Raw genomic sequence first — 13,876 nt, 5'->3', positions numbered from 1 at the left:
AAGCCTCTTATGTAACATTTCTTATTCTTAATTATAATTTAATGTGTCAGTTATTCCAATAGTATACATAGGTTTCTTATTTGTCTAAATAAACTTGTTAAAATTACATATTAATAAAACCACAAGAAAATATAAGGATAAATAAACTTTAATTCCTCAATAAATTCTTATGGTTTATAATGTACTATAAAATTATATAATAAAGTGATTTTTTATGATTTTACGCTTTTTTAACTACAGAAGACTTCAGCTTCATAGCTCCAAATCCATCTATTTTACATTCTATATCATGCCCATCTGATGGGTCGTGTACTAAACGTATATTTTTTACTTTTGTTCCAATCTTTATAGATGATGAACTCCCTTTTACTTTAAGGTCTCTGATTACTGTAACAGAATCTCCATCATTTAATACATTTCCATTTATATCTTTAATAATGTTTGAACCTTCTTCTTCTCCTAATTTTAAAGCCCATTCATGAGAGCATTCTGGACACACTAAAAGAGTTCCATCTTCATAAGTATATTCTGAATTACATTTCGGGCAATTTGGTAAATTTTCCATATTCATATGTCCTCCACTTGTTATTTTTAATTTTTTCCTATATAAAATTTCTTTTGAGCCTATATGATATCATATTATACTTATATTTACAAACAACTCTTTTGCTTATGATTTAAATTCTTAATCTTACTATTATTTTTAATTTGATTACTGATTATAATTGGTTACATACTTATGTACACCTTGCACTCACCATAATACACTTGATTCTAAATTTAGTTTGTCGTATCCCTTTTATTTATATATCTCAATAAATAACCAACTCCCATACCTATAAAACTACCCGCTATCCCCCACATAAAATTATCTGTAATAAATCCTATTGATATTCCTATTATAAAACCACCTATCATGAAATTATCTGACAGTTCATCTTCTAACTCATCTTCATCATAATTTGTACTATTTGTAGGTAATTTACTTGATTTAATAACATCTTCAATTTTATCTTTATTTTCATCAAATAACAAATCATCTAAAGCTATATTAAATATATTTCTTAACAAAATTAAATTCTCTATATCTGGATATGTTTTATTAGATTCCCATTTTGATATAGCTTGCCTAGATACATTTAGCATTTCAGAAAGTTGTTCTTGTGATAAATTTCTTTCTTTTCTTAGTCTCTTTAAATTTTCTCCAAAGTTCAATATTATCACCTCATCTCAACTTAATTATATTTATATATTGGCTAATTCACAATCCTCCTATAGTTGCACTTTGTTAACTAATAGTTGCATTACTGATTTTATTTATAATTTGGATTAAAATATAACAAATACTAAATAAGCTGTATCATAATAATTATAAACTACTATGATACAGCCACAACATTAAACTTCTCTTATATTTTTAATTATTTCACGAATCTTTTTAGCGTTTTTAGCAATATCCCCAATATTACCTTTAGTTAATAGACTACCAAAACCGCATACATCAACACCATTTTCCAACCATACATGTAAATTATCCAGATTAATTCCACCACTCGCTAAAATTGGCATATCAGGTATTGGTGTCTTAAATACCTTTACTAGCTTAGGTCCATAAAAATCTGATATTGGAAAGGCCTTGATAAAAGCTGCTCCTAAACTCAGAGCCTCTACTGCCTCAGTCAATGATGTACATCCTGGAGCATAAGGAATCTGATACCTATTACAAGTTTTTGCTACATCTTCATTATAATTTGGTGCAATGATAAATTGAGCTCCATGTAAGATAGCATGACGAGCTGTTTCACTATCCAAAACGGTTCCTGCCCCAACACAAAGAGATTCACCATATTTTTTATTAAGCCCTTGAGTTATTTCTCCAGCATTATTTAAAGTATAGCTCATTTCTATATTTGTTATTCCACCTTTTATACACCCTTCAGCAATTTCACATGCACGATTAAGTGTTTCTTCTCTTACAATCGCAAGAGCCCCACATTCTGCCATTCTTTTGGTTATATTCATCTTTTTCATATCATCACCTCTATATTCATCAAAACATTTTACTTCTCCATTAAGCCTCCATTAAGTTAAATTGCTTTTAATAAAGCATATATTATTCACATACAAATCTTATTCTTCTCGTTATATTGTCTATTCTAACTATGTTTATTAAGCATTTCTCTATAATTTTCGACCACTTGCTTAATTTCTTCAAGAGATTCTCCAGTTGGTTCAGTTACAGGAAGTCGTGCAGTTCCAACATTAATTCCATTCAAGACAACAGTTTTTTTTATAACAGAGGGAATTGTTCCAAGCTTTAGAATACGGCGAAGTTCTTCAATACTATTTTGAGCTTCTTGAGCTTTTTCTAAATCCCCATTCATAAAGTTTTCATAAATAGCAATATCAATCTCTGTGAGGAAATTTGCTGTTGCAGCAACGGCACCTTTCCCACCAGCCTTCAAACTATCAAGAATAAGTGAATCTGAACCTGAAAATACACTAAAATCCTCACCCTCAGTTGCTTCAATATAAGCTTTCATGTTGTCAAGTCTACCACTACTATCCTTAATGCCAACAATATTCTTTATCTTTGATAATTCACGCACTGAGTCAGGTTCAATATTAATCCCTGTCTTACCTGGCATATTATACATCATAATAGGCAAATTAACTGAATCAGCAATAGACTTATAATGTAAAATTAATTCCTGTTGTGTTGGTGTCACAAAATATGGAGTGATAATTGATAATGCACTTGCACCTATTTCTTCCATTCTTTTGGACAAAGTTATAACTTCACGGGTTGAGTTACCACCTGTCCCAACAAAAACAGGTACACGATTATTAGTATGATTGATAACAATTTTTGCAAATTCAACCTTTTCATCATCTGTTAGTACATGACATTCACCATTAGTTCCCAAAATAAATAATCCATAAACTCCCTTATCTATTAGATAGTCAATTAACTCACATGTTGCTTGTGGATTTATATTTTGGTTTTCATCAAAAGGTGTTATCATTGCGCATATAATACCTTTATATTTCATAAAATTACATTTCCTCTCTAATAGACTTTCCAAGGCTTCCTCCTGGATGCCACTTCAAATACTGTTGTACATCAAGTCCTTTAGCATATTGTAATGCAACACTTAATGACTGTAATACTATAGTTTCCGCAAGAATTGAAGCACGAGGAGCCTTATTAAGACAATCACCTTCATGTTTAACACCTGCAAATAAAAATATATCAGAAACATCCTTTAAGAATGAATTAGTATTACCACTTACACCAATTATCTTTGCTCCATTTACTTTTAGTGTCTCAATAGTTGCTTTTAATTCTTGAGTCTCTCCACTATTTGATATTGCAATAACAACGTCCCCAGCTACTACTTGACCACTTGAACCATGTACTGCTTCTGTACCATGTAATATATATGCTGGTGTTCCAGTAGATGAAAGTAATGAAGAAATATACCCTGATACATGTCCTGGTTTACCAATGCCAGTCACATGTACACGTCCATGATTCTTTTCAACTTCAAAAATTAAATCACATGCTTTATTTATAGATATTTCATCTATTGATGAAATAAACTCTGATACTTCAGTAGATAGAGTGTCTAGAAATGCAGATAGTGTATTTTTCATAATAGACTTGCCCTCCTTTAAATTATATCAACCATACCTATGACTTTTATATCATTGATTTAGACTAGATAGGCTTTATAAATTGTAAAATATTATGTAATATTGAACCAACTACGTTATAATCAATGTTTGGGAAAGTTGCGCCCTCTATACCAAGAGTCCCATAAACTGGATATAATATCACTGGTAAAAATGCAAGTAATAATCCTACAACAAATGACCCTGCAATAGCTCCTCTCCATCCTCCTGAGGTATTACCAAATATTGCAGCTGTACCACCTGAAAAAAAACATATATGAGCAGCTGGAATAATTACTACAGGGAATATACTAGGAAATGATGCCATAATAGCAATTGCTAATAGACCAGCAGCATATGCTGAAATAAATCCAATAATAACTGCATTTGGTGCATATGGGAAGACTGTTGGAACATCCAGTGCAGGACGTGAACCTGGGATATATTTTTCTGAAATAATTACAAATGCGGCAGTTATTTCAGCTAAGAACATACGAACACCTGACATCAGTATTGACATCCCAGCCACAAATGTAAATGCTTCTATAAGTGGAAATACTAACCAATGTGTTGAACCAGCAATTTCTTGAGTAAAGGCCTTCCCAGCTTTTAAGGTTGCAATATAAAATAAGATTAGCATAACTATAGATAGACCCATTAAAAAGTCTCTAAATATTGATAACCACTTAGGAAATTCTATAGTTTCTGTTGTATCATCTTTATGTTTTGAAAATAAACGTCCAATATATCCTGATAAACCATAACCAATCATATTGAAGTGACCAATGGCTTGTTCATCCCCACCTGTCAACTCACGCATAAATGGCTGACAGAATTGAGGTAGTGCAGCAGACATAAATCCTAAAATAACTCCACCTATTAAAATAGTGATTGTATTATCGAATCCATGTGCTTTCATAATTAAAACTAATACACAAGAAAAAAATAAACTATGACCTGTTGTAAAGAAAATATTCTTGAACCTTGTAATACGTGCAAATACTAAATTTAGTATGAATCCAAGAATTAATGTACATGAAACTGCAAAACCGTATGTACTTTGTGCAAGTGCTGTAGCTGCTTCTGGTGAAGCTATAACACCAGTAATTCCAAACCCCTGCTGGAACAATTTATTGAAATTCTGAAGTGCGCCAGTCATAGCAGATGCACCAATACCAAATATTAGAAAACCAATAAGTGTTTTTGAGGACCCAGTAAATACTTCCACTGCTGATTTCTTTTGAAGAATCAGTCCTATACATGCAACTACACCAAGCAAAACAGCAGGTGTACTCAACAAACTAATAATAAACTCCATAAACATTCCTCCCTATTTTCTTAAACTTATTCCTCTTTTGAAGCAAGAAATTTTTCTAGCGCTGTCTTGATTTCGTTGCGGTCAACAATATTACGAATTCCAATTATATCAAATCTTAAATTTTTCTTTTCTAATTCTTCAGCAACATCAATTAATGTTTCTACAGCATCTCCATTGAATCCATTTAATGAATCTAATGAACCATGTTCTACTTCGATTGGAAAGTTATTTTCTTTAATGATTTGTTGAGTCTTTATTTTTAACATTAAACTTGAGCCAACTCCTGCTCTACATGCGATTAAAATTTTATACATAATTAAATCCTCCTTTATAATTCGTGTTTTTTTATAAAATCAATAATTTCTTTGCCTTCTTTAGCAGTATCTAACGCTCTAAAGAATTCATCTTGCTCCAATAATTCAACCAGTTCAGACATAGCACGTAAATGACTATTATTATCTACTGCACTTAAACAAAATACATATTTTACTGGGTCATTTTCATCATTTCCAAACTCAATAGGGCTATCTAAAGTAGCAATACCTATCGCAATTTCTTTTGACCCAGCTTCTGGTCTAGCATGAGGAAGTGCTACATGTTTTGTAATTACTATGTATGGCCCAGATACCTTTGCTGAGTCAATCATTGCATCTACATATCCCTCAGTTACTTTATTGTTTTCAACTAAGGCAGAAGCTGATTGTCTAATAGCATCCTCCCAGTTCTTAGCTTTTACCTTTAATTTTATTAGTGTTTCACTAGTAATCTCACTTAGCATAGGCCCCTCTCCTTCCTTGGATGTAAAATTCTCTATTTGTGCAAAATAAGCTAATAACTCACTTGAAAGCATACTTTCAGAAGTTACTTTTGCATATTTTTTTATTATATTCATAACCTCATCTATTTTAGGTTGTCTTAAGAAAATATCTCCCAATTGAATGTACACTTCACGTGTAATCTTATACTTTTCTTTTGTGGTCATAACAGGACTTACTTTAATCACTGGCACATCTGTCTTTAAACCTTCTGTGTTATAATTAGTAGTAAATACAATGTCTACAGGTTCACTGATATTTTCTAATCCAACCGATTCTGACATTGGTATAAAATGTAAGTCAGGAAATAAGTTTGTAAGTTCTGCATGTAAAATAGCTGAACTCCCAACACCATTTGAACAAACTATTAATGCTATTCTTTTTCTAAAATCATCAAACTCTTTTTTATTTGAGAAAAGAGTTGCAAAGTGCATTGTTAAGTATGCTAACTCCTCTTCTTGAATTTCTTCTCCAAATAAGCCACAGAATTCTTTCATTGCATTACTTACAATTCTATAGACTAATCTATATTCTTCTTTTACCTTTTCACAAATTGGATTATAAATAGGTAATTTAAATAAAAGTCTGTAATAAGCTGGTCTAAAATGAGAATATAATTGTTTAAATATCTTTTCTTGACTTATATAATAAACCCCACTTAAATACCCAAATCTTGTCATCATTTTATTTACAATTTCTGAAATTACAACCTTATCTTCTGTGTCTTCTTCATAATTTCCTACTGATATACCTAAAATCCAAGCACTAATATACATTATATTATGAGGTCTTATATTTTCTTCACTTTCATATACTTCTAACAATTCCTTAGCAAATTTATATTCCTTCATTGAACTCATAACTGCAATACTAGGGATATCTATATTTTCTTGAATAACTATTCTAGTTGAACACATCCTTGCCTTTAGAAAGATAAATATATAAATAAATTCTATTAATCTATCCTCAACAAAATTAATTTCATATCTTTTTATAAGCTTTAATATAATCTTTTTGGCTTCTTCAAATTTATCTAGATTATATTCTTCTATAAAAATATCAAATACTCTTGAACTTTTCTCATTAGACAAAGTTTCTATAATATTCTTAATAAGTACTCTCCTAATTTCCATCTCATTTCCAACTAAATAATAGCCACTTATACGATTATTCTTGATTTCAATACCCTTTTTTTCAAGATTTGGTATTAAATCTTTAAAATCAAGATTTACAGTAGACCTGCTCACTTTTATAGAGTTTGTAAAATGGTTAATTGAGATATCTTCCATATTAATAAAAAGCATTAGGTACATATATAAAAGTCTTTCTTCTTTACTAAAGTAATAAGTATTCTTAGAATAATTTTTTTCTAGAATTTCTTTAATTGCTTTTTTGGTTTCTTTTCTAACGATAATATCTTTATCAGCTCTTAAACATATAAGTGGTACTTTTTTTACTTTAAGCATGTCATTGATTTTATTTATTCTATAAGTAATTTGTCTTTTTGAAGAATTAGATTCCTCTTGTAATCCATTAGTTGTAATCAATGTGCTATTTAATAAAATCTGGAGAATCGATACAATTTCTTTGTCCACTACCATTAATCCCTACTTTCTTATTAAGATTAGTCTTCATATTATCATTGGATTCTTTCATCACCTCCACAATATTTATTTTATTGGAGAATTTTATTGTTTTCAATTTCATTTAAGTATAACTTTTGTTTTAGATTGAGACAAAAATTATACTTATCTAAAATAGATACTGTAGTACAATTGTAGATTTTATAAATAAAAAAGGTTTCTTTAGTAAAGAAACACAAGAAAAGTGATTTAAATAATAAAAATCATATTAACTTTTAATAAATTGTTCCACCTAAAAAAGCACATTAATTTAAAATAAAATTGATGTGCCTTATTTTACTTGTACCATTCTAATACATTAGATTTGTTTATTAATTTGTACTCTAGTATCATTTTTCTGAAATTAATTTATCTAAATACAAGATTCAGTAACTTATACCTCTTATGACTTTAATATTTTAAAACCAAGTAGGTTAAATTTTCTTTATTATAAATAGTCTATATTTGTTTCATTCTTTTAAGTGTTTCGTCCAGTGAAATGCATTCTGCGTATCTCCCATTCCATATGAATTCATTGTAGTATTTATATGATTGTTCTGCTGACATAAATAAATTATCAACAGTTGTATTTGAATAAGCTGGAACTATCATATTAAAACCATGCTCAAATCCACATTTTATAGTTGCATCAATACAATAATCTGTTTGAAGTCCAACAACAATTATATCTTTTTCACCCTTATTTGTTAAGTATTCTAATAGACCCGTTTCCTTAAAAGCACTGTTTACTTTTTTATCAAATATTTTTTCTTTATTGTATGGTTTAAATTTTTCATATATCTCAAAGCCATCTTTACTCTTAGTCAACTCATTTCCAGTCCCATCATCATGGCGTACATATATTACTTCTATGTTACTTTTTCTAGCTATATCAATTAAGCTTTTTACATTTGCTACAAAACTATTAAAATTATATAACTTTTCGTTTGTTATTAGTTTTTGTGTATCAACTACCAATAAAATCATATTTACTCCTCCTTAGATGTTATTTTAAAATTTCTTTATATTTTACCATAAAAAGTGAATACAATATTATTGAGTTTTTCTTTGTAAAAATTCTACTAATCTAAATCTAGGCATACCTGAGTAAACATAGTATTCACAATCTTTTGGTATTTTGTAGACATAAAAATATTCCCTTTATGATAGCAGTTTTATTATTTCAACTCTCTATCATAAAAGGAATGTCTTAATCTTTAAATACACCATAAACACTTTTTAATAAATATCTTATAATTTTTATCTCATTGGAATATATCCACGATACTGTGAATATGCATCCATCGTTGCTATATCACCTAAAAATACTGATGCGATATTGAATTGTGGCTTTAGATATGGAAACTCCTCTTCTTGTGCCCATGCTGGTTTTTTAATAAATGATTTTGCATCTTCAACTACAGCTTTATACCATTCTTCTTCCCCTTCAAACCATAGTTCTGATACACGGTCAAAAGCAGTTGCTCCATAATTAATCATTATTTTACTACTGACAAAACGATTAACATAGCAACAGTTTGTAAAGTATGGCACTACCTCATCATAAAACCATTTTTCTCCTTCTTCTTTAGAAATACCATCTGGATACTTAATCATAAATTGCCAACGATAGTTTGGTCCATCTTGTACAGTACGTCCTTTTCCTCTAAAGTCTTCTTCCCAGTTTATTGGAACAAAAGCAAATATAAATGGTGGACATCCATTATCTCCACCTACTGCACGTCCTGCATCTCCACTTTCTGCATTTTCATGAACCCTTTTATTTTCTACATCTGGTATACACCCTTGCCAACGTAGAACATCCATAGGCATATATTCTGTCATAATTCTATTTGCCATCTCAGGCATATGTTCATCTACAAGCCAATAATGTTCTGTTAGTTGCATCTTACGTGCACCAAAACGCTCACCTTCATTTGGTGTAGGATATGCTTGATAAAAGGCATATTTAGTACAATATGGTCCAAAAGTGCTAATACTATCTGGAATATGGTGACGATATAACCAGTCCATTAGCTTAGGTCTATATTCTTCCTTGGCAAGTCCTACATATATTAAACTTCTCATTATTTTAAATTCAAAACCCATAGCCATTCTCCTATAATCAAAGTATATTCACATGCTTTCAATTTCCCTTTTTCCTATCTTTGCTCAAAATATATATTGTAAACAAATCTACACCTGCACCCACGTACCATACTCCTACTGCCATAGCTACAGCAATTTGAATACAAATATCTTGTAAATTAATAATATTTTCACCTGTCATAATAGTTAGACCTATAGCCCAGCCACAAAGCCATGATGGTAAGAAAAGTATTTTTTCAAATAAAGATGCGATTATAACTGCAAAAAATCCTAATATACTAAGTGTTAAAAATAATTCTAGGTTTTGATTGAAATTTATATGTTCCATAATTAAAATTGCCAATACTGCCCACAAATCTCCACACCAAAAACCAAACATTATTTTTAATCCATCTTTTTGTTTATTGCCATTGGTTACATATAATCCTGCACAAATTAATGCTACAGCTCCAGTCTTTATCCCTATGTAAGGTGCTAACACTGCCCATAAAGGAGGTAATAAAGCAATCCCTATGGACAGTGTTAATATTTCTTTTTTCTTTCTATCCATTTTCCATATTGTAATTAGCATATTCTCTAGATTGCCTTATCTCTACCAACCTAGTTGCTACTGGATTTACAATCGTAGATACTACAAAATAAATTAAGTATAGTGGCATTATTAGTGCTACAACTGACCTTATAAAGACTATAGGGATATTTCTTACTGTATTAACAAATACAATTTGTCTAAAACTTGATTTCTTTTTCATATAATAGGCCTCCTATAACACTCCTTAAAAAGAGCCTTTATATTTCAATTATTCTCCTAATGAAACTTCAATTTGCTTTTCTTTAATCAATGGTTCTATAAAATTATAAGCTACTTTTCTTTCTTTAAATTCTGTTGTTTTACGAACTTCTGCATAATGACCTTCCATTCTTTTAATATCATCACCATGTATAAACTTACCTGGTAAAGTGTCATGAGCATGTCCTAATTGCTCTTTTGGAAAACTAAATATAGTTTTTCCACTTGTTGTATCTAATTCTCCAACTATGCCACATAGAGCACATATTGACTTTTTAGTACCTGGTTCAAGGTAGAATAGCCTATTATGGCAATGCGGACAGACTCCTTCTTCTCCTTGGTATGAAGCTTTTTCGAAATCTTTTGCTGCTTCAACTATATTTATCCCTATTTGACTAACTTGAGCAAGTTTTTCATCATTCATGACTAGTTCCTTTGCCCATGGAAACCAAGCATTATCTATCACTTTCCACATTGGTATTAGGGCTAACATAGCATGTTCACATTGAACTCTTGTCCCCCAGTCTGAACCACCTATTCCCATAAATGATACTACTTTATCTTTAAGTATTCTTGGGTCTGGAATTTTTCCCCCCGTAGCTTCTGCAACTTTTGTTCCTATAATATTATTTCCCTTGTCTACTCTTGGCCCAAAACGGTCCATTATAGTATGAAATAATCCTGATGCTCCTTCTTCGAATATTGGGTCTGAGAATACTATCCCATCTGCGTCTTTTATTTTATCAAGTAACCATTCAAAGTCATCTTTTAGTATACACATACTACCTTTTCCAGATAATAAAGTCTTAACACATGCACAACACCCAGTGCAATGTTTAATATTAAGAGATGACATTTGAATAAATTCTACTTCAGCTCCAACTTCTTGAGCTCCTTTAAGTGCTACTTTACACATTGTGTCATTATTTCCATTTTTCGTTCCAAAAGAAATACCTAATATTTTCATATTTAACTCTCCCTCTTTAGTGTTTATTAATCTTCTTTCATTTTTAATATATAGAACCCATCATCTAGAGCATCTATAATGATGTATCCTCTATCATCAACAATAATATCTTCTGTTACTGCTAAACGTGGTCCAGGGAATCCTGGGAAATAAGACTCTTCTGGTGCTTTATTTGGATTTGGTGGTATAAAATATGCTAATTCTTTGATATAATATGGGTCTGATACATCGTAAACTCTTAAACCTGCATGGAAATAACAGCAATACACTCTATCTCCTCTTTGCTCTAACCATGGCTTATTATCCATTGGTTCGTGAAGGTTATGTGGTCCAAATGGTCCTGGTTTTCCTAGCCCTGCAACATTAAAATTAGGATAAGGAAAATCTTTTGGTACTTCAGGATATGGAAACTGAGCAATTAATGTCGGTTTTGTTGGATTGCTAACATCAACCATATGTATATTATTCATAGCTTGGACATCTGTAATATTCTCTGGTTTAAAAAACTGAAAACGTTCTCCTTCGTTTTGAACAACAACCAAATCCCTTCCTGGTAATGGTAGTGCTGTATGCGTTCTTGCTCCTGCAAGTCTGCTAGAAAACGCAGGCATAAATGGTAATTCGCCCAAACATCTTGGTCTTGTTAAATCCTCAACATCTAACACAACTAAACCGGCTCCTCCATAACCACAATAGGCTTTTTTATTTCTTACAAATGGAGGTCCATGAAGCCATCCTTTATCCATAAATTCTGGACAATGAGGCGCTCCTGGATCAAATGTTCTATTTGGATATCCATCTGCATATTGGTCTGGTCTCCACCACTTACCTATTTCTACTGGATTAGTTGGGTCTATTATATCTATAATTCTATAAATCATTCCTTCAAATCCAACACAGTCACTTGATAAGTGTACATATCTTCCACCATTATACATAAATCTATGAACACCCATTACATGCTTTAATCCACAATCCCAATATCCTAAAAACTTAGGATTTAGAGGGTCCTCTTTTAAACTATATATTCTAATTCCTGCTTCACACTTAATACTTGATAATTTAGCTTGGTCAACAAGAGCTCCTGGCCCACTTCCACAGCTCATAGCTACTATCATTAAATCATCTGCTATTTGAATTTTTGGAGTTGTTGTTGTAGGATACTCTTTTGGGTCTAACATTTGAAAATGCTTTATAAATTGTGGACTATAAGGATTTGTAACATCACTAATCATTACTCCATTTTTCTTACTTCCGCCAAAACAACATCCATATAAATAGTATTTTTCATCTCTTTTGTACAGAGCCATTTGAAACATTCCACAAGTTCCATCTAAGTTATTAAAGGAACAAACTTCAAGATTTTTAATATAACCGTTATTTCCTTTACCTTTTGCATAAAATTTATCTTCCATTTTTTCTCCCTTCTCATTTAAGGTATTATCAATTGATATACTTTCATTTTATGAGATAAACTTACTTAAATCCAATATCGTTTTCATGGGAATATATAAGTTATTCTTATTAATAAATTTATAAAATCTAGTGTGAAAATATGTTTAAAATATATATTTTTATACAAATATTTTTCAATATCCTTTAAAAGTAAATTTTCTTATACTATAATAAGTTTTAATTATATATAAATGAGGTTTACAAACAATCAAATTTAAATAGGGGTGATTATTTGAATACTAAACAATTAGAATATTTTATATCTGTAGCAGAAAGTCTAAGTTTTACCAAAACAGCAGAAAAATTTTATATTTCCCAAACTGCTGTTACACAGCAAATAAAAGCTTTAGAAGAACAAATAAATGTAACTCTATTTACAAGAAGTAAACGACATGTTGAACTAACACCTGCTGGAAAAGTTTTTTTATCTGAGGTACGTACTATAATAAAAAATATAGATGATGCTATTACAAAAACACAGCAATTTGCACATGGTTTTTTTGGAACTTTGAGTATAGGAATTTTAATAGGATATGAAAAAAACAAATTTCAACAATATTTAAAAGAATTTTCTAATATATACCCTAATATATCTATGGAAATTTGTACTAATGAGATAACTGAACTTTTAAACTTAGTAAAAAATAATTTTATGGACCTTGCATTTGTAATTAATCCAGAAAATCAACCATTAAAAGATTTTGAATATAAAACTGTAGAAAGGTATTCCTTGGTAGCTCTTTTACCCCCTTGCCATCCACTTTGCAATGAGGATTATATTGATTTAATTGAACTACAACATGAGAAATTTATTTTTGTAAAAGAAACAGGAGATGAATATGGTCAGAAATCCATGATACAGAATAGATATCGTGAAGCAGGATTTGTGCCTAATGTAGTTCAACGTTCAAATAATCTTAACACTATTGAATCACTAGTAGCATCTAATATGGGGATATCCATTTTACCTTCATTTTGTGTTCTAGATACGATGATAGAACATGGTATTGCAATAGTACCTATAAAAGAAGTAGAAAATAGAATTGAAGTTGTAGTTGTATGGAATAAAAACAATACAAACCCAGCATTAGAAAAATTTATTTCTATAGTATAAAATTAATTATA

15 protein-coding genes are annotated in these 13,876 nt (G+C 30.5%); 1 reads left to right on the top strand and 14 read right to left on the bottom strand.

Annotation, left to right across the window (positions count from 1 at the left end; all coding sequences use genetic code 11):
• Positions 1 to 220: 220 nt before the first annotated feature.
• The 14 genes from KGF38_RS12740 to KGF38_RS12675 form a co-directional block, all read right to left on the bottom strand.
• Positions 221 to 565: a zinc ribbon domain-containing protein YjdM gene (locus KGF38_RS12740; protein WP_054272094.1), complete on the bottom strand. Its 345-nt coding sequence runs from the start codon at positions 563 to 565 to the stop codon at positions 221 to 223.
• Between the two features lie 215 nt (positions 566 to 780).
• The gene (locus KGF38_RS12735; protein ID WP_054272053.1) at positions 781 to 1,215 is read right to left on the bottom strand and encodes a helix-turn-helix domain-containing protein; all 435 of its coding nucleotides are present in this window, start codon (positions 1,213 to 1,215) and stop codon (positions 781 to 783) included.
• Positions 1,216 to 1,398: 183 nt separating this feature from the next.
• A complete protein-coding gene (locus KGF38_RS12730; RefSeq protein ID WP_074179488.1) occupies positions 1,399 to 2,031 on the bottom strand; it encodes a ketohydroxyglutarate aldolase in 633 nt (210 codons plus the stop codon).
• Between the two features lie 125 nt (positions 2,032 to 2,156).
• Positions 2,157 to 3,053 carry a 4-hydroxy-tetrahydrodipicolinate synthase gene (gene dapA / locus KGF38_RS12725; RefSeq protein ID WP_074179504.1) on the bottom strand — a complete coding sequence of 299 codons (897 nt, stop codon included), beginning with the start codon at positions 3,051 to 3,053 and terminating at the stop codon, positions 2,157 to 2,159.
• A 4-nt stretch (positions 3,054 to 3,057) separates the two neighbouring features.
• The gene (locus KGF38_RS12720) at positions 3,058 to 3,657 is read right to left on the bottom strand and encodes an SIS domain-containing protein (protein ID WP_054272055.1); all 600 of its coding nucleotides are present in this window, start codon (positions 3,655 to 3,657) and stop codon (positions 3,058 to 3,060) included.
• Positions 3,658 to 3,721: 64 nt separating this feature from the next.
• On the bottom strand, positions 3,722 to 4,993 hold the full coding sequence (locus KGF38_RS12715; RefSeq protein ID WP_054272056.1) for a PTS ascorbate transporter subunit IIC: 1,272 nt from the start codon (positions 4,991 to 4,993) through the stop codon (positions 3,722 to 3,724).
• Positions 4,994 to 5,019: 26 nt separating this feature from the next.
• On the bottom strand, positions 5,020 to 5,307 hold the full coding sequence (locus tag KGF38_RS12710) for a PTS sugar transporter subunit IIB (RefSeq protein WP_054272057.1): 288 nt from the start codon (positions 5,305 to 5,307) through the stop codon (positions 5,020 to 5,022).
• Positions 5,308 to 5,321: 14 nt separating this feature from the next.
• A complete protein-coding gene (locus tag KGF38_RS12705) occupies positions 5,322 to 7,409 on the bottom strand; it encodes a BglG family transcription antiterminator (RefSeq protein WP_074179487.1) in 2,088 nt (695 codons plus the stop codon).
• A gap of 480 nt (positions 7,410 to 7,889) precedes the next feature.
• Positions 7,890 to 8,417 carry a cysteine hydrolase family protein gene (locus KGF38_RS12700; RefSeq protein ID WP_074179486.1) on the bottom strand — a complete coding sequence of 176 codons (528 nt, stop codon included), beginning with the start codon at positions 8,415 to 8,417 and terminating at the stop codon, positions 7,890 to 7,892.
• Between the two features lie 273 nt (positions 8,418 to 8,690).
• Positions 8,691 to 9,545 (bottom strand): acetyl-CoA hydrolase, encoded by an 855-nt coding sequence (locus tag KGF38_RS12695; protein WP_074179485.1) that lies wholly within the window; start codon positions 9,543 to 9,545, stop codon positions 8,691 to 8,693.
• A 31-nt stretch (positions 9,546 to 9,576) separates the two neighbouring features.
• Positions 9,577 to 10,089 (bottom strand): DUF1097 domain-containing protein, encoded by a 513-nt coding sequence (locus tag KGF38_RS12690; RefSeq protein WP_074179484.1) that lies wholly within the window; start codon positions 10,087 to 10,089, stop codon positions 9,577 to 9,579.
• A complete protein-coding gene (locus KGF38_RS12685; protein WP_054272061.1) occupies positions 10,082 to 10,291 on the bottom strand; it encodes a hypothetical protein in 210 nt (69 codons plus the stop codon). The genes KGF38_RS12690 and KGF38_RS12685 overlap by 8 nt, the downstream gene beginning before the upstream one ends.
• Positions 10,292 to 10,339: 48 nt before the next feature.
• Entirely contained in the window at positions 10,340 to 11,296 is a 957-nt protein-coding gene (locus KGF38_RS12680) for a flavodoxin family protein (RefSeq protein WP_074179483.1), read from the bottom strand.
• Positions 11,297 to 11,322: 26 nt separating this feature from the next.
• Positions 11,323 to 12,711 carry an LVIVD repeat-containing protein gene (locus KGF38_RS12675; RefSeq protein ID WP_074179482.1) on the bottom strand — a complete coding sequence of 463 codons (1,389 nt, stop codon included), beginning with the start codon at positions 12,709 to 12,711 and terminating at the stop codon, positions 11,323 to 11,325.
• 272 nt (positions 12,712 to 12,983) lie between these two features.
• Here KGF38_RS12675 and KGF38_RS12670 point away from each other — a divergent pair, with 272 nt between their 5' ends.
• Complete coding sequence (locus KGF38_RS12670) at positions 12,984 to 13,865, top strand: LysR family transcriptional regulator (protein WP_074179481.1); 882 nt, start codon at positions 12,984 to 12,986, stop codon at positions 13,863 to 13,865.
• Positions 13,866 to 13,876 lie beyond the last annotated feature (11 nt).

The organism is Clostridioides sp. ZZV14-6387 (assembly GCF_020657835.1).
Lineage (GTDB): Bacteria > Bacillota > Clostridia > Peptostreptococcales > Peptostreptococcaceae > Clostridioides > Clostridioides difficile_A.
This window is presented reverse-complemented; position numbering and strand designations above follow the sequence as displayed.

What these genes read in the sequence shown, in the direction of transcription:
- KGF38_RS12730 (WP_074179488.1), bottom strand. Translation starts at nt 2,031, where the DNA reads ATGAAAAAGATGAATATAACCAAAAGAATGGCAGAATGTGGGGCTCTT.
- KGF38_RS12740 (WP_054272094.1), bottom strand. Translation starts at nt 565, where the DNA reads ATGGAAAATTTACCAAATTGCCCGAAATGTAATTCAGAATATACTTAT.
- KGF38_RS12680 (WP_074179483.1), bottom strand. Translation starts at nt 11,296, where the DNA reads ATGAAAATATTAGGTATTTCTTTTGGAACGAAAAATGGAAATAATGAC.
- KGF38_RS12675 (WP_074179482.1), bottom strand. Translation starts at nt 12,711, where the DNA reads ATGGAAGATAAATTTTATGCAAAAGGTAAAGGAAATAACGGTTATATT.
- KGF38_RS12700 (WP_074179486.1), bottom strand. Translation starts at nt 8,417, where the DNA reads ATGATTTTATTGGTAGTTGATACACAAAAACTAATAACAAACGAAAAG.
- KGF38_RS12685 (WP_054272061.1), bottom strand. Translation starts at nt 10,291, where the DNA reads ATGAAAAAGAAATCAAGTTTTAGACAAATTGTATTTGTTAATACAGTA.
- KGF38_RS12690 (WP_074179484.1), bottom strand. Translation starts at nt 10,089, where the DNA reads ATGGATAGAAAGAAAAAAGAAATATTAACACTGTCCATAGGGATTGCT.
- KGF38_RS12695 (WP_074179485.1), bottom strand. Translation starts at nt 9,545, where the DNA reads ATGGCTATGGGTTTTGAATTTAAAATAATGAGAAGTTTAATATATGTA.
- KGF38_RS12710 (WP_054272057.1), bottom strand. Translation starts at nt 5,307, where the DNA reads ATGTATAAAATTTTAATCGCATGTAGAGCAGGAGTTGGCTCAAGTTTA.
- KGF38_RS12705 (WP_074179487.1), bottom strand. Translation starts at nt 7,409, where the DNA reads ATGGTAGTGGACAAAGAAATTGTATCGATTCTCCAGATTTTATTAAAT.
- KGF38_RS12715 (WP_054272056.1), bottom strand. Translation starts at nt 4,993, where the DNA reads ATGGAGTTTATTATTAGTTTGTTGAGTACACCTGCTGTTTTGCTTGGT.
- KGF38_RS12720 (WP_054272055.1), bottom strand. Translation starts at nt 3,657, where the DNA reads ATGAAAAATACACTATCTGCATTTCTAGACACTCTATCTACTGAAGTA.
- dapA (WP_074179504.1), bottom strand. Translation starts at nt 3,053, where the DNA reads ATGAAATATAAAGGTATTATATGCGCAATGATAACACCTTTTGATGAA.